The organism is Pseudomonas sp. LP_7_YM (assembly GCF_004364435.1).
Lineage (GTDB): Bacteria > Pseudomonadota > Gammaproteobacteria > Pseudomonadales > Pseudomonadaceae > Aquipseudomonas.
The window spans coordinates 343,480-367,984 of sequence record NZ_SOCT01000002.1 but is presented as its reverse complement, the minus strand read 5'-3'; the positions used below and the strand labels follow the sequence as shown (position 1 = coordinate 367,984).

Annotated in this window: 25 protein-coding genes, 1 tRNA gene and 1 pseudogene; 15 read left to right on the top strand and 12 right to left on the bottom strand. The window is 59.2% G+C overall.

From position 1 onward, the window contains the following. Positions 1–137 precede the first annotated feature (137 nt). The 5 genes from EC915_RS06720 to EC915_RS06700 all read left to right on the top strand — a co-directional run bounded on the left by EC915_RS06720 (position 138) and on the right by EC915_RS06700 (position 4,500). Positions 138–359, top strand: coding sequence for a hypothetical protein (locus EC915_RS06720; RefSeq protein WP_133749750.1), 222 nt, complete (start codon positions 138–140; stop codon positions 357–359). Between the two features lie 79 nt (positions 360–438). Then, positions 439–1,422 carry a tripartite tricarboxylate transporter substrate binding protein gene (locus EC915_RS06715; protein ID WP_177413359.1) on the top strand — a complete coding sequence of 328 codons (984 nt, stop codon included), beginning with the start codon at positions 439–441 and terminating at the stop codon, positions 1,420–1,422. 79 nt (positions 1,423–1,501) lie between these two features. Continuing rightward, positions 1,502–1,960 carry a tripartite tricarboxylate transporter TctB family protein gene (locus tag EC915_RS06710; RefSeq protein WP_133749748.1) on the top strand — a complete coding sequence of 153 codons (459 nt, stop codon included), beginning with the start codon at positions 1,502–1,504 and terminating at the stop codon, positions 1,958–1,960. A gap of 1 nt (position 1,961) precedes the next feature. Continuing rightward, positions 1,962–3,476 (top strand): tripartite tricarboxylate transporter permease, encoded by a 1,515-nt coding sequence (locus EC915_RS06705; RefSeq protein ID WP_133749747.1) that lies wholly within the window; start codon positions 1,962–1,964, stop codon positions 3,474–3,476. Beyond that, positions 3,469–4,500, top strand: a complete 1,032-nt coding sequence (locus EC915_RS06700; protein WP_133749746.1) for an AbrB family transcriptional regulator — start codon at positions 3,469–3,471, stop codon at positions 4,498–4,500. Before EC915_RS06705 ends, EC915_RS06700 begins: the two co-directional genes overlap by 8 nt. 127 nt (positions 4,501–4,627) lie before the next feature. Here EC915_RS06700 and ung read toward each other — a convergent pair whose 3' ends face one another. Then, entirely contained in the window at positions 4,628–5,323 is a 696-nt protein-coding gene (ung, locus tag EC915_RS06695; protein WP_133749745.1) for a uracil-DNA glycosylase, read from the bottom strand. A 169-nt stretch (positions 5,324–5,492) separates the two neighbouring features. On the opposite strand from ung, the gene EC915_RS06690 reads away from it, so the two are divergent. Beyond that, the gene (locus EC915_RS06690) at positions 5,493–6,605 is read left to right on the top strand and encodes an enoyl-CoA hydratase/isomerase family protein (RefSeq protein ID WP_133749744.1); all 1,113 of its coding nucleotides are present in this window, start codon (positions 5,493–5,495) and stop codon (positions 6,603–6,605) included. 91 nt (positions 6,606–6,696) lie between these two features. Here EC915_RS06690 and EC915_RS06685 read toward each other — a convergent pair whose 3' ends face one another. After that, positions 6,697–7,245 (bottom strand): hypothetical protein, encoded by a 549-nt coding sequence (locus EC915_RS06685; protein WP_133749743.1) that lies wholly within the window; start codon positions 7,243–7,245, stop codon positions 6,697–6,699. Between the two features lie 454 nt (positions 7,246–7,699). On the opposite strand from EC915_RS06685, the gene EC915_RS06680 reads away from it, so the two are divergent. The 6 genes and pseudogenes from EC915_RS06680 (at position 7,700) to EC915_RS06655 (ending at position 12,381) form a co-directional block, all read left to right on the top strand. Continuing rightward, entirely contained in the window at positions 7,700–9,181 is a 1,482-nt protein-coding gene (locus EC915_RS06680) for a sensor domain-containing diguanylate cyclase (RefSeq protein ID WP_133749742.1), read from the top strand. Then, on the top strand, positions 9,178–9,393 hold the full coding sequence (locus tag EC915_RS06675) for a cysteine-rich CWC family protein (RefSeq protein ID WP_133749741.1): 216 nt from the start codon (positions 9,178–9,180) through the stop codon (positions 9,391–9,393). The genes EC915_RS06680 and EC915_RS06675 overlap by 4 nt, the downstream gene beginning before the upstream one ends. Before the next feature lie 111 nt (positions 9,394–9,504). Then, positions 9,505–10,197, top strand: a complete 693-nt coding sequence (locus EC915_RS06670; protein WP_133749740.1) for a pseudouridine synthase — start codon at positions 9,505–9,507, stop codon at positions 10,195–10,197. Between the two features lie 77 nt (positions 10,198–10,274). Continuing rightward, positions 10,275–10,798: pseudogene (locus EC915_RS06665) on the top strand (alpha/beta fold hydrolase). 163 nt (positions 10,799–10,961) lie between these two features. Then, a tRNA-Gly gene (locus EC915_RS06660) sits at positions 10,962–11,035 on the top strand. 305 nt (positions 11,036–11,340) lie between these two features. Continuing rightward, positions 11,341–12,381, top strand: coding sequence for a DMT family transporter (locus EC915_RS06655; protein ID WP_133749739.1), 1,041 nt, complete (start codon positions 11,341–11,343; stop codon positions 12,379–12,381). 139 nt (positions 12,382–12,520) lie between these two features. Here EC915_RS06655 and EC915_RS06650 read toward each other — a convergent pair whose 3' ends face one another. Together EC915_RS06650 and EC915_RS06645 are read right to left on the bottom strand one after the other, a co-directional pair. After that, entirely contained in the window at positions 12,521–13,078 is a 558-nt protein-coding gene (locus tag EC915_RS06650; protein WP_133749738.1) for a Bro-N domain-containing protein, read from the bottom strand. A 732-nt stretch (positions 13,079–13,810) separates the two neighbouring features. Beyond that, positions 13,811–14,767 (bottom strand): WD40 repeat domain-containing protein, encoded by a 957-nt coding sequence (locus tag EC915_RS06645; RefSeq protein ID WP_133749737.1) that lies wholly within the window; start codon positions 14,765–14,767, stop codon positions 13,811–13,813. Positions 14,768–15,180: 413 nt separating this feature from the next. Here EC915_RS06645 and EC915_RS06640 point away from each other — a divergent pair, with 413 nt between their 5' ends. Beyond that, entirely contained in the window at positions 15,181–16,230 is a 1,050-nt protein-coding gene (locus tag EC915_RS06640; protein ID WP_133749736.1) for a DUF4917 family protein, read from the top strand. Here EC915_RS06640 and EC915_RS06635 read toward each other — a convergent pair. The 3 genes from EC915_RS06635 to EC915_RS06625 form a co-directional block, all read right to left on the bottom strand. After that, a complete protein-coding gene (locus tag EC915_RS06635) occupies positions 16,227–16,664 on the bottom strand; it encodes a DUF2442 domain-containing protein (protein ID WP_133749735.1) in 438 nt (145 codons plus the stop codon). The genes EC915_RS06640 and EC915_RS06635 overlap by 4 nt on opposite strands. 3 nt (positions 16,665–16,667) lie before the next feature. After that, positions 16,668–16,901, bottom strand: a complete 234-nt coding sequence (locus EC915_RS24785) for a DUF4160 domain-containing protein (RefSeq protein WP_166650934.1) — start codon at positions 16,899–16,901, stop codon at positions 16,668–16,670. A 121-nt stretch (positions 16,902–17,022) separates the two neighbouring features. Then, positions 17,023–17,319, bottom strand: coding sequence for a hypothetical protein (locus EC915_RS06625; RefSeq protein WP_133749733.1), 297 nt, complete (start codon positions 17,317–17,319; stop codon positions 17,023–17,025). Positions 17,320–17,501: 182 nt separating this feature from the next. Between EC915_RS06625 and EC915_RS06620 the strand changes: the two genes are divergently transcribed. Then, entirely contained in the window at positions 17,502–18,401 is a 900-nt protein-coding gene (locus EC915_RS06620) for a DMT family transporter (protein ID WP_133749732.1), read from the top strand. Here EC915_RS06620 and EC915_RS06615 read toward each other — a convergent pair. The 5 genes from EC915_RS06615 to EC915_RS06595 all read right to left on the bottom strand — a co-directional run bounded on the left by EC915_RS06615 (position 18,398) and on the right by EC915_RS06595 (position 22,100). Further along, positions 18,398–19,615, bottom strand: coding sequence for an SAM-dependent methyltransferase (locus EC915_RS06615; RefSeq protein WP_133749731.1), 1,218 nt, complete (start codon positions 19,613–19,615; stop codon positions 18,398–18,400). The genes EC915_RS06620 and EC915_RS06615 overlap by 4 nt on opposite strands. A gap of 191 nt (positions 19,616–19,806) precedes the next feature. Further along, positions 19,807–20,424, bottom strand: a complete 618-nt coding sequence (locus EC915_RS06610; protein WP_133749730.1) for a TPM domain-containing protein — start codon at positions 20,422–20,424, stop codon at positions 19,807–19,809. A 26-nt stretch (positions 20,425–20,450) separates the two neighbouring features. Then, positions 20,451–21,194, bottom strand: a complete 744-nt coding sequence (locus EC915_RS06605; protein WP_133749729.1) for a YgcG family protein — start codon at positions 21,192–21,194, stop codon at positions 20,451–20,453. Then, positions 21,194–21,817 (bottom strand): LemA family protein, encoded by a 624-nt coding sequence (locus EC915_RS06600; protein ID WP_133749728.1) that lies wholly within the window; start codon positions 21,815–21,817, stop codon positions 21,194–21,196. The genes EC915_RS06605 and EC915_RS06600 overlap by 1 nt, the downstream gene beginning before the upstream one ends. A 31-nt stretch (positions 21,818–21,848) precedes the next feature. Further along, positions 21,849–22,100 (bottom strand): hypothetical protein, encoded by a 252-nt coding sequence (locus tag EC915_RS06595; protein ID WP_133749727.1) that lies wholly within the window; start codon positions 22,098–22,100, stop codon positions 21,849–21,851. Here EC915_RS06595 and bglX point away from each other — a divergent pair. Then, positions 22,099–24,399, top strand: coding sequence for a beta-glucosidase BglX (gene bglX / locus EC915_RS06590; protein ID WP_133749726.1), 2,301 nt, complete (start codon positions 22,099–22,101; stop codon positions 24,397–24,399). The genes EC915_RS06595 and bglX overlap by 2 nt on opposite strands. The last annotated feature ends 106 nt before the right edge of the window (positions 24,400–24,505 follow it).

Here is a 24,505-nt window from a genome sequence, read left to right as displayed (position 1 = left end):
AGTTTACAGGCGCGACGCCCGCTGTGAAGGCTCGAACAGGCGAAAAAGCCTCCGCTGGCTACCGAAAGTCTTTAACTGAAAGCTTCATGAAAGGTAGTTGAAAGGTTCGTGAAAGCTTCGCTGATTAGGATCTGGCCATGACTCGTCAGGATCGCGCACCATTGCGCATCCGTGACACTCAGGGTCGTGACGAAAAACGCCTTGATGCGTTTTCAACAATAAAAACAATATCGGAGTCACCGGTGATGCCATCACTGCATATCCCGGCCACAGTGCCGTCTGAATCCCGTCCTGTTTTGAGTACACTCCGCCCCGCTGCGCAGTGCATCGTCACGTCCCGTTTTCCCGAGATGGAATGACCGCCACAGCCTTGCAATGCTGTGAACGACCGCCTGATCAATAAACCGACGCTTCCAAAAACAACAACTCCTTCGGAGACTGACCATGACCCTATCGTTGCGCCGTATCTGCGTGGCTGCCAGCTGCATGCTGATGACTACTCAATTGTGGGCCGAGCCCAATCGCCCCGAATGCATCGCGCCGGCCTCGCCGGGCGGCGGCTTCGACCTGACCTGCAAACTGGCGCAAAGCGCGCTGGTCAACGAGAAGATTCTGACCAAGCCGATGCGTGTGACCTACATGCCGGGCGGCGTTGGCGCAGTGGCGTACAACGCTGTGGTCGCTCAACGCCCGGCGGATGCGGGCACTTTGGTCGCCTGGTCGAGCGGTTCGTTGCTCAACCTGGCCCAAGGCAAGTTCGGCAAGTTCGACGAGAACGCCGTGCGTTGGCTGGCGGCCGTCGGGACCAGCTATGGCGCGATCGCGGTCAAAGCCGATTCGCCTTACAAGACCCTCGATGATCTGGTCAAAGCCCTCAAGGCCGATCCGAGCAAAGTGGTCATCGGCTCCGGCGGCACCGTTGGTAGCCAGGACTGGATGCAAACTGCGCTGATCGCCAAAGCTGCCGGCATCAATCCCCGGGACCTGCGTTATGTAGCGCTCGAAGGTGGCGGCGAAATTGCCACTGCCCTGCTCGGCGGCCACATTCAGGTGGGCTCCACCGATATCTCCGACTCCATGCCGCACATCCTCAGCGGTGACATGCGTCTGCTGGCCGTGTTCTCCGAAGAGCGCCTGGACGAACCGGAAATGAAGAACATCCCGACGGCCAAGGAGCAAGGCTACAACATCGTCTGGCCGGTAGTACGCGGCTTCTATCTGGGGCCAAAGGTCAGCGATGAAGACTACGCCTGGTGGAAAGACGCGTTCGACAAACTGCTGGCTTCGGACGAATTCGCCAAATTGCGCGATCAGCGCGAGCTGTTCCCTTTCGCCATGACCGGCCCAGAGCTCGATACCTACGTGAAGAAACAGGTGGCCGACTACAAGATGCTGGCCAAGGAATTCGGCCTGATTCAGTGACTGAATTCAACTGACTGGATTTCGATTGACTGACTAAGGGTTGCGCTGCCTGCGCGGCGGCGCAACCCAGGAGTTTCCCATGGTCTTGCAACGACTCTTTGCCTTGGTGCTGCTGCTGGTCTGTATCGGCCTGGCACTCATGGCATTGCCTTATCAGGCTCCCTTTTCCTACGAACCGGTTGGCCCTCGCGCGTTCCCGTTGCTGATGCTCACATTGATGGGCCTTTCGCTGCTGTACATGGTGTTTCGTCCAACCCCGATCAAACACTCCGAAGACGAGCCCCCGCTGGACCGTCAGACCCTGATCAAAATCGGCACCTGCACTGTGCTGTTACTCATATTTGCCGGCCTGTTCGAGCCGCTGGGTTTTGTCCTCAGCAGCATCCTGATCGGCATCCCCATGGCCCGGCTGTATGGCGGTCGCTGGCTGCCGAGCATCGTCATCACCACTGTGATGAGCATCCTGTTGTACGTGCTTTTCGACAAAGTGATGGATGTGCCCTTGCCTCTCGGCCTGCTCGACGTTCTGGAGAAATGATATGGATACTCTCGGCTATCTCGGCCAGGGCTTCGGCGTCGCGCTGACCCCCTATAACCTGGTGACCGCACTTTCCGGCACCTTGATTGGCACCATCGTCGGCCTGCTGCCGGGTCTGGGCCCGATCAACGGCGTGGCGTTGCTGATCCCGATTGCCTTCGCTCTCGGCCTGCCACCTGAGTCGGCGCTGATCCTGCTGGCTGCGGTGTACCTGGGCTGTGAATACGGCGGGCGGATCAGCTCGATTCTGCTCAACATTCCGGGTGAAGCATCCACTGTCATGACAGCTCTGGATGGTTACCCGATGGCCCGTCAGGGCCTGGCAGGCGTGGCGCTATCGCTGTCGGCGTGGAGTTCGTTCATCGGTGCATTCATCGCCACCTGCGGCATGGTGATGTTCGCACCGCTGCTGGCCAAATGGGCGATTGCCTTTGGCCCGGCAGAGTATTTCGTGTTGATGGTTTTCGCGATTGTCTGCCTGGGTGGCATGGCGGGCGATCGACCGCTGAAGACCTTCGTGGCGGCGCTGATCGGTCTGTTCCTGTCGAGCATCGGTATCGACGCCAACAGCGGCGTGTATCGCTTCACGGGCGACAACATCCATCTGGCCGATGGCATTCAGTTCGTGGTGCTGGTACTGGGCCTGTTCTCGATCAGCGAGATTCTGCTGCTGCTTGAGAAAACCCATCGCGGCCAGGAAGCGGTCAAGGCCACCGGGCGCATGATGTTCAACTTCAAAGAGGCCAGTTCGGTATTCGCCGTCAACATTCGTTGCGGCCTGATGGGTTTCATCATGGGTGTCCTGCCGGGCGCCGGTGCAACGCTGGCCAGCGCTGTGAGCTATATGACGGAGAAACGTATCGCCGGCGCCAGCGGCAAATTCGGACAAGGCGACATGCGCGGTCTTGCAGCCCCCGAAACCGCTATCGGCGCGACCGCCTGCGGCGCGTTGGTGCCGATGCTGACATTGGGCGTACCGGGCTCGGGCACCACGGCCGTGATGATCGGTGCCTTGTCGCTGTACAACATCACGCCGGGTCCGTTGCTGTTCCAACAGCAGCCGGACATCGTCTGGGGCCTGATCGCGTCGTTGTTCATCGCCAACATCATGCTGGTGATCCTCAACATCCCCATGATCCGCATCTTCACCCGCATTCTGTCGGTGCCGAACTGGGCGCTGGTGCCAGTGATCGCAATCATTACCGGGATCGGCGTCTACGCGGTGCATGCCACCACCTTCGACCTGTTCCTGATGGTCGGCATCGGCATCTTCGGCTACATCCTGCGCAAGCTTGACTTCCCGTTGTCGCCGATTTTGCTGGGCTTCATTCTCGGTGGTTTGATGGAGCAGAACCTGCGTCGTGCGCTGTCGATCTCCAACGGGTCGCTGGACATCCTTTGGTCCAGCCCGATTACCCTGGGCGTCTGGGGGGTCACCGCGCTCATGCTGGTACTGCCACTGGTGCGCATCTGGCGCAAGCGCAGCGTTCAGCGGCGCGCACTGGCCGATGCTTGACCGGCCCTTCAGGACATGGTGGGGAACACCGCTGGTCGGCCTGCTGGGGGGATACCTCGCCAGCCAGGTCGGCTGGCCCTTGCCCTGGATGGTCGGCTCGTTGCTGGCGATCATTCTGGTTCGTTGCCTGACCCCGTGGCAGCTGGCTGAAATCCCCGGCGGCCGCAAATGCGGCCAATGGGTGGTAGGCATCGGTATCGGCCTGCACTTTACCCCCGTGGTCATCGAACAAGTCCTCTCGCACTTCGGCCTAATCTTCTTCGGCGCGCTGGTGACCAGCGTCTCCAGCGTGGTCGGTGTGTGGCTGATGCTGCGCACCGGAGAAGATCGCGCCACTGCGTTTTTCTCCAGTATGCCCGGCGGCTCGGGCGAGATGGTCAACCTCGGCGCCCGCAACGGCGCGATCCTCAGCAACGTCGCGGCGGGTCAAAGCCTGCGCGTGCTGGCGGTGGTGCTGTGCGTTCCGGCGATCTTCAAATACTTCATGGGCAGTGGCGGCCCGCCCGTGCATGGGGCGGTGGTCAACTGGTCGTGGCTGGTGCTGTTGTTGGCGCTGGGGGCGTTGGGGGCCTGTGGCTGGCAGCGGTTGAAACAACCCAATCCCTGGCTGTTTGGACCGTTGCTGGTCAGCGCGGTGATCAGCATCAGCTTCGATTTGCACATCGGTTTGCCCAAGAGTGGCAGTCAGATGGGACAGTGGCTGATCGGCAGCGGGCTTGGCTGTCATTTCAATCGCGCCTTCTTCCGCCGCGCCCCGTCCTTCATCGGGCGAACTCTGGCCGGGACAGCACTGACCATGAGCATTGCGGCGCTGTGCGCGTGGGCCTTGAGTACCGCGACTCATCTGGACCTGCGCTCATTGACGCTTGGCATGATGCCCGGCGGCATTGCCGAAATGAGCCTGACTGCAGAGGTACTGCAACTATCGGTGCCGCTGGTCACGGCGATGCAGGTGATGCGCTTGTTATTCGTGCTGTTTCTCGCCGAGCCGTTGTTTCGCTACTGGAATCGGCAGCCTGGCTGACGCATAACACGCCTCTGCGGGAACGAATTTATTCCCGAGAAACGGGCACAGCCGATACATCTCAAGCGGCCTACGGTTCTTCGCGATGAGTTCACTCCCACAGAGATTTGCACCGCCAGTCGACGACTCAGACCTGTTCCGGCAGCCGCCAGTCAATCGGCGTCAGGCCGTTCTGCTGCAGGTACTTGTTCGCCAGGCCGAAATGCCCGCAACCCAGAAAGCCTTTATAGGCCGACAGTGGCGAGGGATGAACGGAGGTGAGGATCAGATGCTTGGACGCGTCGATCAGCTTTTTCTTGCTCTGAGCGTGCGATCCCCACAACAGGAACACCAGATGCGGCTGATGGGCGCTGACGGTTTCGATGATCTTGTCGGTGAAATGCTGCCAGCCCTTGCCCGCATGGGACGCCGCGTTGGCGCGTTCGACGGTCAAGGTGGTGTTGAGCATCAGCACCCCTTGATCAGCCCACGACTGCAGATAGCCATGATTCGGGATGTCGATGTTCAGGTCACGCTTAAGCTCTTTATAGATGTTGACCAGCGACGGCGGCGCCGGCACACCTGGCTGCACCGAAAAGCACAGACCGTGCGCCTGATTAGGGCCGTGGTACGGGTCCTGGCCAAGAATGACCACTTTTACGTTATCCAGCGGCGTGGAATTCAGCGCGTTGAAGATCAGCGGCCCAGGCGGGTAAATCTGTTTGCCGGCCGCATGTTCCTGGCGCAGGAACTCACGCAGTTCACTCATGTAAGGCTTTTCAAATTCCTCACGAAGGGCCTGTTTCCAGTTGGGCTCAAGTTTGATGCGATCGTCGTCAGTCATTGTCATATCCGGGAAAACAATGCGCGGACTTTAGGGGCTGTGGCCGATTATTTCCAGAGCAGCGCACCATGGACGTCCTGCACGGCTGTGCATTCACCGATTGCAACTTCCCGGCATATAGGGGACTCACAACCCTGATGCAAGCCTGTTCTACGCATGCGAGGTCACGATGAATCTGCAATTCGAAGAACTCACAGGAACCGACGGTGCCCGTCTGGGCGTCGCCACGCTGGACGCGGAGAAATCCCTGAATGCGTTATCGCTGCCCATGGTCCTGGCCTTACAGGAGCGCCTGGAGGCTTGGGCCAGTGACCCGGAAATCGTTTGTGTACTGCTGCGCGGTAAGGGCGAGAAGGCTTTTTGCGCCGGCGGCGACGTCCGTGCGCTGGTAGAAGCAGGCCGTGGCAAGCCCGGCACTGTCCCGCCGCTGGCCGCGCAGTTCTTTGCGGCGGAATATCGCCTGGATTACACGCTCCACACTTATCCCAAACCCCTGATTTGCTGGGGCCACGGCTACGTGCTTGGCGGGGGGATGGGGCTGCTGCAAGCAGCCAGTATTCGCGTTGTGACACCCACCAGTCGCCTGGCGATGCCTGAAATCAACATTGGGCTGTACCCGGACGTGGGCGCGAGTTGGTTCCTTTCTCGCTTACCCGGCAAATTGGGGCTGTTTCTCGGTTTGACCGGATCCCACATCAACGGTCGCGACGCGCTGGACCTGGGTCTGGCCGACCGCTTCCTGCGGGACAATCAACAAGAGGAGTTGATCGACTGCCTGTTGCAACTGAACTGGCAGGAACAGACTGCCGTGCAACTCAACAGCCTGTTCAAGGCACTGCAACAAGAGGCGCTGGAACAACTGCCGCAGGCGCAATGGCTGCCGCGTCGTGCGCAGATCGATGAACTACTGGATGTGGCGGATGCGTCCTGCGCTTGGAATGCCCTCAAGCATCAGCTCCACTCAGAGGATGCGCTGCTAGCCAAAGCTGCCAAGACCCTCACCGAAGGCTGCCCGATGACCGCACTGCTGGTCTGGGAACAGATCGCCCGGGCGCGCCACATGTCATTGGCCGAAGTGCTGCAGATGGAATACAGCATGAGCCTCAACTGCTGCCGACATCCTGACTTCAGCGAAGGCGTTCGGGCACGGTTGATCGACAAGGATCAGACTCCACACTGGCACTGGCAGGACGTCGCGGCGATCCCACTGGCAGTGGTGGATGCGCACTTCGAAAAAGCGTGGGAAGGTCGGCATCCATTGGCGGATTTGTCGGAATACTGACATCAAGCAGCGCCAAGCTCCCGGCTCAGACCGTTTATAAAACGGCTTGAATGATACAACGAGCTTGACGCTTGCTACTTATGGTTGGTTCTCAGCGATTGCCACCGCCGGGCCCGCCATGACCGCCGCGACCGAAGTTGCCGTCTTCACGGTGGTTGCCGCCAGAGGGTCTGCCGGGAGCCGGTCCACCACCACCGCCTCCGTGGTTGCCATTCCAGCCAGGTCCAGGTCCAGGTCCGTGACCGGGGCCGCCGCCGCCCGGTCTCGGTCCGGGAGGTGGAGGACGATTGCCGGGGCCGCCGTTGTAGCCGCCTCCCCCGCCATTCCAGTGGCCGCCACCGTAGCCAGGGCGTCCGCCATACCCGGGACCGGGACCGTAATAACGAGGCGGCGGGGCGTAATACCTGGGCGGCGCGTAATAGCGTGGCGCCGGGTAATAGCCAGGTGATGAGTAATAACGCGGCGACGAGTAGTAAACCGATGAGCCATAGACCGCTGCCGGCGCGTAGGGGCGGTAACCGTCATCCACGTAGCCGCCACTGTAAACAGGCTGCGTGTAGGTCTCTTGTTCGTAATAACCTCCATAGCAACCTGCCAGAGAGAGCGTCATCAAAAGGGTAAGCAAGCTTCGTCGATACATGGCGGCCTCCTGGACCGCGGTAGAGCTCGAACCAGCGGCGCTGGTCGGCGTTCCCGCAACTGCCGGGAACATAACCTCAGACTGCAAGATCCCCGCCCAGTGCCCCAGTTCACGCACAAACTGCCAGACGGTGTCATGAAAAATGCGCGCGCTTTGCCTTGCAAAACCGGTATTTATGGCCGCACACCAATCATTCAGCAAATGGAATGTTCTGGGTCGCCTTGCCTGTTCAGCAACCAGTCACCTGTCTGCGCGCGGGGTATCTGCCCGACGACCGGGGTAGTATTGACCTCATTTTCCTTCACGAAGAACAAGGTGCATGCGCCAAGAGCCGAGGCTTGCCTATACGACTTAAGCCGTCAGCCGCAACTGCATGCGGTCATGGCGCAATCGTGTGGCATCACGCTAGCATGTCTCGATCAATGGATTACTTACTTATTCAATCGGACTGGCCATGCTTCCTCGCTCCATGCTCCATTCACAGCGCTCCCTGCTGTTGACGTTGGTGATTCTTCTCGGGAGCGGCTTTCTCGCGACATCCTTGCTCAGCTACTTCGCATCGCGTGATGCCATTCGCGAAAGCATCGTCACCACTGAACTGCCGCTGACGTCGGATACCCTCTACTCGGAAATTCAGAAAGACCTGGTCCGCCCGGTGCTGATCGCCGCGATGATGGCTCAGGACAGGTTCGTGCGTGACTGGGCGGTTGCCGGGGAAAAAGATCCTCAGCAGATGACCCACTACCTCAAGGAGGTCATGGACCATTACGGCGTCTTCACCTCCTTCTTCGTTTCCAGCCAGAGCCTGACGTATTACCAGGCCAAAGGCGTGCTGAAACAGATCCGCCCGGAGGAGCCACGCGATGCCTGGTATTACCGGGTGCGTGACATGAGCGCTCCCTACGAAATCAACGTCGATCCGGACCTGGCGAACAAGGACAATCTGACTTTCTTCATCAACTACAAGGTCTTCGACCATAACGATAGCTTGATCGGCGCCACCGGGGTCGGCGTGACGGGAGACGCCGTGACCAAACTGATTGATCGCTATCAGACGCGGTATCAACGCAGCGTTTATTTCGTCGACCCCTTCGGGCGATTGGTGCTGACCGGGGCCCAGGGTGGCCCGCAAGGCGCGAGGGCCGGGGAGGTGCTGCGCGAACTGCCTGATTTCAAAGACCTGCTGGCGCAAATGCCCAACCCTCAGAGCGGCAGCTATCGATACGAACTGTCAGGCCACGCGCACTTTCTTAACGTGCAATACATCCCGGAAATGAACTGGTATCTGTTCGTTGATAAACGCGAAGACGGCGCCCTTGGCGAGATTCGCCAGTCGCTGTACGCCAACCTGTCGATCTGTCTGGCCGTGATGGTGTTGATGCTGGTACTGCTCAACCGGGTCATCCGTCGCTTCCAGTTGCGTATCGAAGCCCTGGCGATGGTCGACAGCCTGACCGGCTTGCCCAACCGTCGCGGGTTTGACCGGATCGCGCTGAATGCCGTCACCGAGGCCCGCCGCGAACATAAGGCATTGTCCGCGATGCTGCTGGATCTGGACCATTTCAAGCGACTGAACGATACCCATGGCCACCTTGCCGGGGATGAAGTCTTGACGGGTTTTGCCGACGATGTCCGACGCTGCCTGCGGGGGAGCGACATCATTTGCCGATGGGGCGGCGAGGAGTTCATCATCCTGCTTCAGGACACCAACAGCAGTGGAGCCCGACGCGTTGCCGAGAAGATTCGCCTGCTGGCCGAGCAGCACACCTACGTGTTCACAGGCTCTCCCCTGCAAGTGACTGTCAGCCTGGGGCTGACCGAGCTGCACCCCGGCGACACCTTGCAAAGCCTCATTGGCCGTGCCGACCAGGCGCTGTACAGCGCCAAGCAAAATGGCCGCAACCAGGTCTGTACCGAAATGGCGGAACCGGCATGAGTACAGCTGCGATCACCCCTGATATCTGCCCGGTCTGTGGTCAGAGCAACCGATGCACGCTTTCAGATCCACGCACGGTCGATCAGCCCTGCTGGTGTTTCACCGAAACCATCGATCCGGCTGTGCTGGCGGCATTGCCCGAGGAGATTCGCAATAAGTCGTGCCTGTGTCCGCGTTGCGCGGGGTTGGTAGACACGGCAAGTTACCCTTGATGAATCGGCATAGGACAACCAGACCGCAAGGACGACGGGAGCGAGTTCATTCGAGTTCAGGTTCAGCCTTACCTGACATAACATGCAGCCTTTCCTGCCCGCCGACCTGCCATGCGCCTCGACCGTTTTCTCAGTAACCTGCCCCGTTTCAGCCGCAAGCACGTGCGTCTCGCGCTGCTCGCCGGGCGCGTCCGGGTTGACGGGGAGACGATCAAGGACCCGCTGCATGATGTACGCGAATTCAGTCAGATCACGCTGGACGACGAAACCTTGCAAGCCGGCAAACCCGCCCACTATTTCATGCTGCACAAGCCGCCAGGCTGCGTCAGTGCCACCACCGACCCGCAACACCCCACGGTCCTCGACCTGCTCGACGAACCCGCCAAGCACGAGCTTCACATCGCCGGACGCCTGGATTTCAACACCTCGGGGCTGATGCTGATCACCAATGACGGGCAGTGGTCGCGGCGACTGACTCAGCCGGCCACCAAACTGCCCAAGGTCTACTACGTCGAAACCGAGCAGGAAATTGGCGAGCATTACCTTGAGAAGTTCGCTGAAGGGTTCTACTTCGCCTTCGAGAACCTCACCACCCTCCCCGCGCAGCTGACCCTCATCGGCAGCCATCAGGCACGCTTGAGCATCGTTGAAGGCCGCTACCATCAGGTCAAGCGCATGTTCGGCTTCTTCGACAACAAAGTGCTACGCCTGCATCGCGAGAGCATGGGTCCGCTGCTCCTTGACCCAGCACTTGAGCTCGGTCAATACCGCGCGCTGACGCCTGCAGAAATCCAGCTCTTCTGAAAGGCATCGCCTACCTGTCATGAAAGGCGTGCAACGTGATTTTGTGCACACCTGTTTAACGTCAGGAGATAGGGAATATGAGGCCGGAAATCGCAGTGCTTGATCTACAGGGTCAGTTTCGGGTTTACACGGAGTCCTATCGCACAGATGCCGCAGAAAAGACCATCGTGATGGTCAACGGCTCACTGGCCACGACAGCCTCGGCCAACACCTGCCATCGCTGTTCAAGCGCTTCAACTACAAGCACGTCAGCTCTCTGGACCTGCACGAATACGCGCAAATGCACCACCACATCAGCCATGTGCTGAGCGCTGATACGCAAAACCAGCTCAAAGCCGCCAAACGCATCAACGTGCCCGTGCTGTTCATGAATGGCGAATGGGACGCCTACACCGCTGCCAGCGACGCTCGATTGTTCAGCCGCCACATCCATGACTGCCACTTCACCACCATCAAAAGCGCGGGGCATTTTCTGGACATGGAACACAGAAACGCCTGCCTGGACGCCCGCAACGCCCTGAGGCACTTCCTCTCCCCAGCGCCAGAACCCGACCGAACGCGCCATCTGCTGGGACAGACGTACCCTGCGTTTGCAACATGAGTGGGGGTTTTTGGCAGCGGGCTCAATCGGCGGTGGCGTTCGACTGGCCTTCGGCGACTGAATCCCGAACCTGACCGTCACGCACGGATTGGCTTGCTAGACATTTAAAGCTTCAATTTGCCGTTCGCTTCTGGTACAAAGTCAGCCGCTGAAAGCGTCAAAAGCGGGTGTCGTATAATGGCATTACTCCAGCTTCCCAAGCTGATAACGAGGGTTCGATTCCCTTCACCCGCTCCAGTCTTTTCAAGGGTTTCACGTGGCACCTCTTGTTAGAGGCACCTGTTTTCGCTGCATCCCCTCTCTTTTACTACCTGAGCCGCACCACTCAGTTCAGCTCCCAGACACGCACGCGCGTGTAATCAATGCACGTCTGTCCATAACCGCTGGAAAAGCCTAGCAATGCGGTGCGAGCGCGTGGAAGCGCTTTGTTAGCCTCTATGCCGGAAGGGACGTAAGCGGCCAGCCAATCCACCTTGGCAAGCAAAGCAAGTCGTGCGCCTCAGGGTATGATGGCCCTCACGATACCTGGATCGGAGTCAGTGATGAACCTGAGCGTTTTGTATGCGTTGGCCGCGGCTGCGTTATTTGGTGCCAGCACACCGCTTGCCAAGCTGCTTGGGGCCGACGTTTCGCCGGTGTTACTCGCAGGCCTTCTCTATCTTGGCAGCGGTCTAGGTCTAACCATCGTTCGTCTTGTTCGTGACCGTGGCTGGAAACAGGTCGGGCTGGCGCCATCCGAATGGCCTTGGCTGCTCGGTGCGATCGCGTTCGGGGGAGTGCTCGGGCCCGTTGCGCTGATGTTCGGATTAACCGGAACGTCCGGCGCTACGGCGTCTTTGATGCTCAACCTCGAAGCAGTGCTGACTGCGTTATTAGCTTGGGTTGTGTTCAAGGAAAACGCTGATCGCCGTATCGTTTGCGGCATGGTGGCGATTATCGCGGGCGGCGTGGTTTTAGCCTGGCCTGTGGAAAGCATGCAGGCTCATGACTGGTCAGGGCCATTCGCGGTCTGCACGGCGTGTCTGTGCTGGGCCATAGATAACAATTTGACACGCAAGGTTTCTGCGACGGATGCGCTCTTTGTGGCAGGGTTCAAAGGTTTGGTAGCTGGGCTGGTGAATTGTTCGTTAGCCCTGTTTATGGGATCTCGGCTTCCTGATTTATCAGTGCTCGCCCCGACGCTGGCGCTTGGTTTTCTAGGATATGGCGTCAGTCTGGTGCTCTTTGTCTTGGCTCTACGTGGCCTTGGTTCAGCGCGCGCAGGAGCCTACTTTTCAACTGCGCCGTTCTTGGGTGCCGCCATCGCAATCTTAGTGATGGGCGAGGCTGTGACAATTTCTTTTTGGGCAGCCGCCGTCTTGATGGGCGTGGGAGTATGGCTTCACCTCACTGAGAGCCACGCGCATGAGCATCAGCACGCACCTTTAAAGCATGGCCATCGCCACGTTCACGACGAGCATCATCAGCACGAACATTCTTTCGAGTGGAGCGGGACAGGTGCACATAGCCATGTTCATGAGCATGCGCAGATCCGGCATAGTCATCCCCACTTTCCGGATATCCACCACAGGCATACCCATTAGCGTAAGCATTTGCTGCACACGCATCGCATAGTTAGGCGTCTTTATGTCCAGCGGGCGTCTTCTGTTATATAGGAAGGCTTATTGGCTGGCCGGCCGGCCACCTTTCAGCAAAGCCGAAACCAATAACGGTTAACCCTCTTTACCCGCTCCAGTTGCCACGCTCATAACGCCCGCGCCCCATTCCAAACAGCTCCCGCCAATTCCCCTTTAACAACATCAAGAAACGTCGATATAACCCGCCGATCCGGCGAGTTTGAGGTTCCATCAGCAACTCAGGCATGTCGTTGAGCTGGACCCAGTATTTGCTCTGCCATTCCAGCAGGCCCACGGTGCTGCCCGCCCAGTTCATCGCTCTGAGATTTGGCAGGTGGGGTTCGAACTTATTGTGCAAAGTCGGCAATACGTTATGCGTAATCCAGCGTCGGAGCGCTCGATTTTCAGGGACGTAGTGGTGGACCAGCATTGTGAATAGCCCGGATTCACTGATGAGCAGCTGTTTGCTGCACTGGCCGTTGGCCTCAAGCCAGACGGTGCGGCGCTGGTCTGCGTCGAGTTTCCAGGTGGCGCGTTCGTCGAGGGCTTTGCCCATGAGGCGGGCGGTGTCTTGAAGGCAGAACCAGGCTTGGTTCTCCAACAGGAGGGTACGTAGCTGGCGATGGTGGCGAGTGAAGATGATCGGTTCGAAGCAGTCGCTCATCGCCTTGTTCCCCTTGCTTGGGTAGACGATGGTTGTGGATTTTTTGAGGAACACAATGCCTGCATCAGTGCAGCTCCTTACGTTGGAGCTACCACCCTGTGGCTCTGAAGAGTTTAGGGTGGCAGCTGTGCGAAGGTTAGCGAACCGGCCATACCACCCGGCAGACCCGAAGGTCTCCGACGCACAGCTGCCATTGAACCTGCTTCAAATGGTAGGTTTGAAACAAGTTGTTTGCAGTGCGGCATGGCTCGGATCGCTAAATCCGGTCGCTGATATCAGCGACGGTGCGAAGCCTAGCGTGGGACTTTTATGCAAACAACCCGGAACCGGGCTGTCGAGAACAATCAAGACCGATCCTATTTAAAGTCATGAATAGTCCTACGCCCTCAACAGCTATCCCGCTCAAAAGCTGCGATTTACGCGGGCATCACGGACAACCCGGCTGGTTCGGAGGGTCCATTGTGCAGTTAAAATCCGGCCCGGTTTTCTCTGGCCGGTAAGGGCCGGGCTGCGAATAAGCGCTGCAGCCGGCGAGGCAAAGCAGTGCTGCAATGACGATGGTTTTCAAGTCCTTTCCTCTCCCTTCCCGGCCGTATGGCGAGGCACACGATAACCCAAAGTGAACGTTGTGACCCGCACGCCTGGCACTGTTAGCCTGAGTCGTCCCAGCGCCATCACCCTAAAAGCGTTATCGCCGGTCAACATCGTGACGGGCAGATACCGCGCCCACTCTCAACGTTGAAAGTACGCCAGGATTTCGCAACCCTGCCCAACCGGCACATGGCCGAGGGTTTTTCGATTGAGGATGTCGATCACGCTGATGGTGGCGTCATTTTCGTTGGCAACCAGCAAATAATCCTGGGCGGGGCTGAAGCAACCGTCTAACGGCTTGTCACCCAGTTCGGCGTTGAACAGCCATTTCAGGTTTTCATCGTAAAAGCTCACCACCGGTTCAAAATCGCCGAGCACCGCCAGTAATCGGCCATCGGGGCTGAAGCGCACGACCTGTCCCTGGCGTCTGTGTCCCGGAAGTTCGACGGTGCGCAGCACGCGGCGTTGCTCAGTGTCCACTGCGTAGATCACCGGGCGGTCTGCGGCCGAGGCGATGACCCAAGGGTGCAGCGGCGAAGCATCGATGCCGTTCACCGGGCCCGGCATTGTCAGGGTCGCCGCCAGCTGACCGGTTCCGTTATGCACATTGATGGCGTAGAGCTGGCCATCTTCCTCGCTTTCGGCCCACAACTGATCGGCATGCGGCAGCGGGGTGAGCCTGTGTATGTTCGTCGACGGCACCTTAATATGCCCGACCACCTTATCCTGATCAGGATCGATGACGAGGATCGTGGAGCTGTCTTCGCAGCACAGGTAGACACGGCCATCGCGCCCCAGACGCCCGGTGTGTGGGGACACATAGGGCAGCGTGTCGATAAATCCGGTCAGCGTGCGGGTGTCGAGGTCGATCACTGCGACCTGATGATTCGGATTGGGATTGTCGCCATGGACGCCGTCGCCATAGATCGGTACGTATGCCTTGCGCTGTTTTTCAAGTACCAGCAGTTCGTGCGGGCGGGTCGGCAAACCGGTGATTGCAGCGCGCACTGAGAGATCCCCGGGGTCCAGGAACAGCACTTGCTGACCTTGCTTGTCGACGGCAATGATTTCCTGCGTAGCGGTGTGTTGGAGATTCATTGAGGTGGTCCTTTTCAAGGTCGTAAAAGCTCTGAATGTATTGATAGAGAGCCTTCGCAGGGCAGAGTTCCTATGGATTTTCCGGGGCGAAAACTGGCGCAAGGCCCAGCAGTGAGCGGCTGGTTTAGGGGGCGGTGCACATGAGGATTTTCAGGGTCCGCGTGCTTTCGAACCTTGCGAAAGCCCGGATGCAATCCAGGCCTTCGCTGCTGCAAGGGTCAGGCGCTGCAGGTGCGCCAGTGAGTCAGGCACTCAGATCGGGGCACGTTCTTATAGGCTGTCGAACGGGTTCGAACTATCTACCGGACGGTGGATCAAGGCATGTGTCGTTGACAAGCCAGGCTTGTGTTCCTATAAGTCCACTCCGTTCTGGCCCTGGTCAGTACCTGCTCACCTGAAAGCGAAGCGAGACGATGGAATTCACCGATTTTGATGCCGAACTTGCCGACTGGAACCAGCTGCAGACAACCCATCCATGCTCCGGGTTGCTGCTGGGTAATGGTGCGAGTCTCGCTGTCTGGAAGAACTTCGCCTACGACTCGCTGTTCGAACTGGCGCAAACCACTCGCAATAAGCCGCTAAGCCCAACCGAGCTTGCGCTGTTCAAGTCGATGGAAACCGAAAACTTCGAACCCGTGCTCACTGGCCTGAAGATCGCGATGCGCGTCAATGCGGCGCTGACCATCAGTTCGTCATCGCCACGCAACCGCTATTTCGCGATCAAGGAAGCGCTGATCCACGGCATTCGCTCGGCGCACATTCCCTGGCGATTGATGGAGCCGTCGAGCATCGCCCATGTCAGCAAAGCCCTGAGTCAGTATGCGACGGTCTACTCGACCAACTACGACCTGCTCGCCTACTGGGCAGTGATGCATGGCGCCCAGCCTTTCGACGATCTGTTCGACGATGACGCTGAATTCAATCTGCATCGGACCGACAGCCATGCAACCCGCATTCTGTATCTGCACGGCGGCATGCATCTGGTGAAGAACTTCGACGGTACGGCGCGCAAGCTGCAATCATCGGAAAGCACCCTGATGGGCAGCTTTGCCGTGAATGCGCTGGATGATGTGCCACTGTTCGTCTGCGAAGGCCGCAGCGAAGACAAGATGAAGATCATCCGCGGCTCGGACTACCTGTCGTTCTGCCACGCCCAACTGGCGCAACACCAAGGCGCCTTGTGTGTCTTCGGCCACGGGCTGGGAAAACAGGACCGGCACATTCTGAACGCCGTACTTCAGGCCCGCCCCAAAACGCTGGCGATCTCGGTGCTGCCGCGTAGCGAAGCCTTCATTCAACACAGGAAACGCCACTACAGCACGCTGTTCGAGGGGCAGAACATTGAGCTTAAGTTCTTCGACGCGACGACCCATCCGCTGGGAAGTTCGGAATTGTCGGTGCCAGTGGCGCGGTTGAAGGAGGTTAGGCAGAAAAAAGGTGGAGATACGGGGCAAGTTTTTTAGCGGTGCTCGTATTCCCAGCCTCTGCATGCCAGCGCAACGTGCTTGGGTATCAGCGCCGCCCCGCTGCTGTAAGCGGTAATGGTTCGGCGCGTGAACCCTAGCTCGGCAGCGGCAGTTGACAACGACAGGTTGTTTTTCGCCATCCATTGCTTGAAGTCCCGGGTCGGCATCACCTCACCCGATTGCTCCAGCGCCAACCGATGCAGCGTCGTTGCGGCCACCTCCAGCTCACCCCCCCACACGACATCGAAGCCCCACTCCCCTACCGCTGCCTGTTCGAACAGATCAGCGTCCTTGAGCGGAGCAAGGCCGGGGAATTGATCAAGAAAGGTCGAAAGGTCAACCGTGTGGCGCTTGCCGTTATTCCAGTCGATGATCAGGGCGCGCATACCTGGAACAGGTTGTACGCCAGCGATACGTAATTTGCTTGGCATTGCTCAGGTTCTCCGGTTCTGCTCGTACCACACCTGCCACAGTTCAGCAGTGTGAGCTCGGGCCCATGTCAAGGCGGCTTTGAGCGCTGTGGGCTCGGCCCCCTTGCCCAGCACTCTCAAACCGTCAATCTGCACCAAGGACTCACCTTCCGGGGTCTGCACATGGAAATGCGGTGGGGCATGGTCGTCCGGATAGATCTTGATCTTCCAGTTGCGGTCGGTGTGTACGGTAGCCATGGCGGCGAATACTAGAGAAAATTTTTCCCTGGTGCAAACGTGCTCGCAGGTCTCTGCGCGGCTGGCCCTGTAAGAGCCGGCAATAGAAAGGGCTACAACTGTCAGTCTTATGTCGCCCCTCTCACGGGTTACTTTGCGCCAAACTACCCGCCGCAACTGTATTGCCATGTGCATGTTTATTGACGCTGGCTGCAGGCGAATCAGGCAGCTGCATACTGCTCAAAGAGGCCAGCCGCTCGTTGCCGATAGCGCTGACGGCGCGCGCTGACCATTGACCGACCAGGATCGCCATCCAGGCGACGAAAAACACCACGACACCCCGCAACGCCCATTTTTCGATGACCGACACGATAGTTCTCCTGCTGGTTTCGATGGCAGCAATTTGCCCTTCGAACTGTTGCAGGAAGATGGCATTCAATTTCTGCACCTGAACTCGTTGCCAAAGGGCGAGCCGCGAAAAAATCCTCAGCAGCAACGGCGTTGCCTCACTGAAGGCAAAGTGTATGGCCGATTCTGTTGGCAGCTGTTAAGGGGAATGCCCAGCGATCTGTGGCTGAATGAGAGCCCTCCCTCCCCCATGACCACAAGGCACGATTCAGCATGTCCTCCCGCGAAAACACTGGCATGGCCCTGGGATTGCTCGGGGTAGTGATCTTCAGCCTGACCCTGCCCATGACCCGCATTGTCGTTCAGGAAATCCACCCAATGCTCAACGGCCTGGGCCGGGCATTGTGCGCGGCGATCCCGGCGGCAGCGCTGTTGCTGTGGCGTCGGGAGAAATGGCCGACCCGCGCGCAATTCAAGGCGCTGATGGTGGTGGCGTTGGGCGTGATCGTCGGCTTTCCGGTGCTTTCGGCGTGGGCGATGAAGACATTGCCTGCGTCCCACGGCGCTCTGGTCAATGGGCTGCAGCCCTTGCTCGTAGCAATTTACGCTGCGTGGCTGTCCCATGAGCGCCCGTCCAAAGCGTTCTGGATGTGCGCGACGATGGGCAGCGTTTTAGTCCTGAGTTATGCACTGATCAGCGGCGCGGGCAATTTGCAGGCCGGGGATCTCTTAATGGTCGGCGCAGTGGCGGTGGGTGGGCTGGGGTATGCCGAAGGCGGCAGACTGGCGAAGCAGATGGGCGGCTGGCAGGTGATCTGCTGGGCGTTGGTGATTTCGTTGCCGGCGCTGATCGTTCCCGTCGGTTATCTGGCCTCACAGCACCAAGGGCCGATTTCGGCGGGCGCTTGGTGGGCATTCGGTTACGTTTCGCTGTTTTCGCAGTTTCTCGGCTTTTTCGCCTGGTACGCAGGGCTGGCCATGGGCGGCATCGCGCGGGTCAGTCAGATCCAGCTGGTGCAATTGTTCTTCACCATGGCCTTTTCGGCAGTGTTCTTTGGCGAGCACATTGACCCGATCACCTGGATCTTTGCCGCAGGCGTAGTGGTGACGCTGGCCATCGGGCGCAAGACCGCAGTTCTGGCACCCACGCCGGTCGTGGCAACTCGGGTCTAGTCGAGCAGACCGTCCGCCCGGAGCAACGTTTCCAGACACTGCTCCTGAATGTTGTAGAAGGTTTTGAGTTCCTGAATCCTTGCTAACAGCTCGGCAGGATCGACTGGCGTTGCTCGCTTCACTGCCAGGATCATCTTGTTCTTGTTGGTGTGTTCCAGCGAGATGAATTCGAACACCTTGGTCTCGTAGCCGCACGCTTCCAGCAGCAGCGCGCGCAGTGCATCGGTCACCATTTCCGCCTGCTGGCCCATGTGCAGACCGTATTGAAGCATCGGCTTGAGCAGCGTCGGGCTCTGGATCTGCAAACGAATCTGTTTGTGGCAGCAGGGCGAACACATGATGATCGACGCACCGGAGCGAATGCCGGTGTGGATGGCGTAGTCGGTGGCGATATCGCAGGCGTGAAGCGCGATCATCACGTCCAGCTCGGTTGGCGCCACCGAGCGCACATCGCCACATTTGAACACCAGCCCCGGATGCTCCAGCCGCCCCGCTGCGCCGTTGCACAGGGTGACCATGTCCTCGCGCAATTCGACGCCAGTGACATTGCCCTCGGCCTGTAGGGTGTTGCGCAGGTAATCGTGAATGGCGAAGGTCAGATAGCCCTTGCCCGAGCCAAAGTCAGCCACCGTCACCGGCTTGTCGAGTTTGATCGGCGAAGTCGCCAGGGCATGGGAAAACACTTCGATGAATTTATTGATCTGCTTCCACTTGCGCGACATGGCCGGGATCAACTCGTGCTGCTTGTTAGTCACGCCCAGATCGGTGAGAAACGGCCGGCTCAGCTCCAGATAGCGCTTCTTCTCACGATCATGCCCGGTCGAAGGCGCTTCACGGTCCTGTTGCGATGTATTGCTAAACAACGTGCTTTTGCCCTTCTTGCTGAACTCCAGTTGCACTTCGTCGGTGAGCGACAGCAGATGGGCGTTCCTGAAGGACTCAGGCAGCAGGTCGGCAATCAGTTCCTGCGCCTGGGCAAGGGGATGATTCTTGGTGATGTCGCGGGTCTTGTAGCGGTAAATAAAGGACAGGCACGGCTGACCTTTGATCGTGGCGGGCTTGATGATGATGCGCTGTAGTTCTGCCTCGCTGCCGACGTACTTGGCCAGCACCAGCTTGATCAGCGAGTTCTGCGACAGGCAGGTGTCGAGCAGGCTCAGGAACCGGGCGCGGTGATCCGGCGCTGGCAGGGCGTTGGGTGCAGTGGCGGACATCGGGTGGAGCCTCGGGAAACGAAAAATGCGAGGCGGGTATTTTAGGCGGGTTGCGGGGCCGGGGTGGATTTAATTATCGGCCACCACGTCGCGGTGGATCGGATGCCGGATCAGAGAAATTGTTGTCGACGACCCATGCGATCTTTGGCGCCATAGCGCGGCGGGTGGCCAAAAGTGGCCACCCGCCGTTGCTATTCCAGCACCACCAGACGGTTCGGCAGCTCGTTGCGCGGCTGGGTTACCGGAATCTGCTCGCTCAGTACCTGGCCACACGAATGGATACAGCCGAGAAACCCTTCGAGAATCCTGCCCTGCCTGACTTGCAGGGTGAACACATCGACCATCGATCGCCACACGCTGTCGTCCACCCGACGGGCAATACCGTCGTCGACGATGATTTCAACATAGCGTTCGGCTTCGCTGACAAAAATCAACACCCCAGTGCCGTTGAGCGTGGAGTGCAGGTTCTGCTCCAGAAACTGCCGCCGCGCCAGACTTCCCGCTCGCCAATGGCGAACCGACGCCGGGACCAGCCGTATACCGATGGCAGGAAGCCTGCAAACCAGCGCCACCACGATAAATGTCGCGATCTGGGTCAGGAGCAATTCGTTGGCGTTGAGCCAGCCGGGGTGAAAATTGATCAATCCCGGCAGCAGCAGCGCCACCAGCCCGGCCCAGATCAGCGGCGCGTAAGCGTAATCATCGGCGCTGGCAGCCAGTACTGTCACCAGTTCGGCATCGGTGCCGCGCTCGACGGCCTCAATGGCCCTGGTCACCTGCTGCTGTTCGTCTTCAGTGAGTAAAGCCATGCGTACAACCCTTATTGAGCTATCGACTACCAGCCACCGGAGGCACCGCCGCCGCCAAAACTGCCACCACCCCCGCTCATACCGCCTGAGCGTGGACCGCCCGAACCTGATCCGCCAAAGCCGCCCGAGCCGCCTGAACCGAGCAAGCCAATCCCGCCACCCCAGCGCATGCTTATATAAGCGGCGGCCACGAACAGCACGAAGAACAGCAGGCTCATCCGCCAATCCTCGACCTCATCGCCGCCCGACGCGCCCATCACAGGTTCGGCCAACGGTTCGCCACCGAGCACCTGCACGATGGCCTCGGTGCCTTTGTTGATGCCGCCGACGAAATCGCCCTGCTTGAAGGACGGGATGATGACCTGATTGATGATCACTGAGGATTGCGCATCCGTGAGGCGATCTTCCAGACCGTACCCCACCTCGATGCGCACCTTGCGTTCTTGTTTGGCGACAATCAGCAGCGCGCCATTGTCCTTGCCCTGCTGACCGATGCCCCAGCTTCGACCCAGCTGATAGCCGTAGTCCTCGATGGTGCTGCCTTGCAGATCGGGCACCGTGACTACCACCACCTGCTCTGTGGTCAGTTGCTCATGGGCCCGGAGCATCTGCGCCAGATGCTCCTTGCTCGGCTCGTCCAGCAAGTTGGCGGTGTCGACGACCCGGCCGCTCAGCGCTGGAAACTTCAGTTCCGCGAAGGCCATCTGCGCAAACGCAGCGACCCATACCGCGAGAAACGCGACTAGAACCCCGCGCCGCGCCGCCCTCATCAGAATTTCACTTCCGGCGCCTTATCGGCGCCAGCGGCGGTCGCTTCGAAGTTCGGGCGAATCGGCAGATCGCTGTACATCACCGTATGCCACAGACGGCCCGGGAAGGTACGGATCTCCGTGTTGTATTTCTCGACCGCAGCAATGAAGTCACGGCGGGCGACCGCAATCCGGTTTTCCGTTCCCTCAAGCTGCGACTGCAACGACAGGAAGTTCTGGTTGGACTTCAGATCCGGGTAGCGTTCCGACACCACCATCAATCGGCTCAAGGCGCCGGTAAGCTGGCCTTGTGCGTCCTGGAACTGCTTGAGCTTGGCAGGATCGTTCAAGGTGCTGGCGTCAACCTGGATCGAGGTGGCCTTGGCACGCGCTTCGATCACTGCAGTCAGGGTCGCCTGTTCCTGTTTGGCGTAACCCTTGACGGTCTCCACCAGATTGGGAATCAGGTCGGCCCGGCGCTGATACTGGTTCTGCACCTGCGCCCACGCGGCCTTCACCTGTTCATCATAGGTGGGGATATTGTTGATGCCGCAACCGGACAAAAACAGGCTCAGCAGCATCAGCAGTGTCAGCGAAAAGTTGTAACGACTGCCCCGAATGTGTCCGTAACGCTCTATTTGCATGGCTTGCACACTCCTTGGTGTTCTCTGTTGGTCACCGCGTCAGACATGACTTTAGCCAAATCGGACGATCCCCGGCATAATCTTCGCCCATTACGTCACCAGGCTCTGGATTGCCCAGCAGCAATCGGATAAAACTCGCTGCGCTACTGATGCCTGGATGCGTCAGGAGTTCAGCGACCATCTCGTCCTGATGACAATAAAAACCAAAGGTCTCACACCAAAAACAAAGGCCGCCCGGTAATCCGCGCGAGTTACCGGCCAGCGCCTTGAGAAAATCATTCATGAATAAGCTGTGTTTGCTGAGTATAGTCATTGGGTTGGCCAGTCAGTCCGCCTGGGCTGAAACCGCTGTCACCCCCGCCAGAAATACCTCAACGCTGCAAGCCAAGAATGCATTCATCTCCAACCTGATGAAGCAGATGACCCTCGATGAAAAGATCGGGCAACTGCGCCTGATCAGCATAGGGCCTGAGATGCCGAAGTCCGAAATCGTCAAGGAAATCGCGGCCGGCCGGATCGGTGGCACCTTCAACTCGGTCCTGCTGCCTGACAACCGCGCCATGCAGGACGCCGCCGTCGCCCACAGCCGCACGAAGATCCCGATGTTCTTCGCCTATGACGTGGTGCACGGCCAACGCACCATTTTCCCGATCAGCCTGGGTCTGGCATCGACCTGGGACATGGATGCTGTCACCCGCGCGGGCCGGGTTTCGGCAGTTGAAACCGCAGCCGATGGCGTGGACATGACCTTCGCGCCAATGGTCGACATTACGCGTGATGCCCGCTGGGGCCGCAGCTCGGAAGGCTTCGGCGAAGACACCTATCTGGTATCACAGCTCTCCGCCACCATGACTCGCGCCTTTCAGGGCACCAGCACCCAGGCAGCCAACAGCATCATGGCCGCAGTCAAGCACTTCGCCTTGTATGGCGCGGTCGAAGGCGGTCGCGACTACAACACCGTCGACATGAGCCCGGTGCGCATGCAGCAGGATTACCTGCCGCCCTACCGTGCAGCCATCGATGCCGGCGCCGGCGGTGTGATGGTGGCGCTGAATGCGATCAATGGCGTGCCATCCACGTCCAACGCCTGGCTGCTGCAGGATGTACTGCGCAGGGACTGGGGCTTCAAGGGCGTGACCATCAGCGACCATGGCGCGATCAAAGAGCTGATCGATCACGGCGTCGCCAAAGACTTTCGCGAGGCAGCCAAGCTGGCGATCAAGGCCGGCGTGGACCTCAGCATGAACGACAAGGCGTACGGCGAAGAACTTCCCGCCCTGGTCAAGAGCGGCGAAGTCTCGGTCAAGGAAGTCGATAACGCCGTGCGTGAAGTGCTCGGGGCAAAATGGGATATGGGGCTGTTCGCCAACCCTTACCTGCGCATCGGTGCAGCCGTGGACGACCCGGCCGACCGCAACGCCGAGAACCGCCTGCACCGCGCCGAAGCGCGAGATGTCGCACGACGCAGCGTGGTATTGCTCAAGAACGAGAACGAGACCCTGCCGCTGAAGAAACAAGGCACCATCGCGGTGATCGGCCCGCTGGCGAAAAGCTCGGTGGACATGCTCGGCAGCTGGTCCGGAGCCGGTCTGGCGCGGCAGACGGTCAGCGCCTATGACGGTCTGGCGAACGCTGTCGGCGACAAGGCGAAAATCCTCTATGCCCCTGGCTCCAATATCACCGATAACCAGGAAGCCATCACTTATCTGGACAAGATGGAAGATCAGCTGCACATCGATGGGCGTCCCGAGCAGGAGATGATCGACGAAGCGGTCAAGGTCGCGCAGCAGTCGGATGTAATCGTTGCGGTCGTGGGCGAGTCACGCAACATGTCCCACGAAGCGGCAAGCCGCGTGGATTTGGTGCTTCCGGGCCGTCAGCGTGATCTGATCAAGGCCCTCAAGGCCACCGGCAAACCGCTGGTCATCGTGCTGATGAACGGGCGACCGCTGGCGCTGGGCGAGGAGAACAAGCAGGCCGATGCGATGGTCGAGAGCTGGTTCCTCGGTACCGAGGGCGGTAACGCGCTGGCGGACGTCCTGTTCGGCGACTACAACCCCTCTGGCAAGCTGCCGATGACCTTCCCCCGCTCCGTGGGTCAGGTGCCGGCGTACTACAACCATCTGAACACCGGCCGGCCGTATCGTCCAAACGATTCGAACTACACCTCCAACTACTTCGAGGAGCCGACCAGTCCGCTGTTCCCGTTCGGCTACGGGCTGAGCTACACGCAATTCAGCGTCTCGGACATCGTTCTGTCGGTCAACAAGATGTCCCGCAAGGACAAGATCACCGCCACGGTTCAGGTCAAGAACACCGGCAAAGTGGCAGGCGAAACCGTGGTTCAGCTGTATCTGCGCGATGTGGCCGCTTCGCTGAGTCGTCCGGTGAAAGAGCTGAAGAACTTTCAGAAAATCATGCTCAAGCCCGGCGAAGAGAAAGACGTGAGCTTTACTGTGACCGAGCAAGACCTGAAGTTCTTCAACCCGTCGCTCCAGTACGCCGCTGAAGCGGGTGAATTCAAGCTGATGATTGGCCTGGATTCCGAGGATGTTAAGGAGACGACGTTCAATTTGCTGTAAACGGCCCCGGGGCGGCGCGCTGGTAACGGCTGCGCCGCGCCTCTCGCGAGCAAGCTCGCCCCCACAGGGACTGGCGTCACCCCCTGTGTCAGTCCCGTCAGGAAGA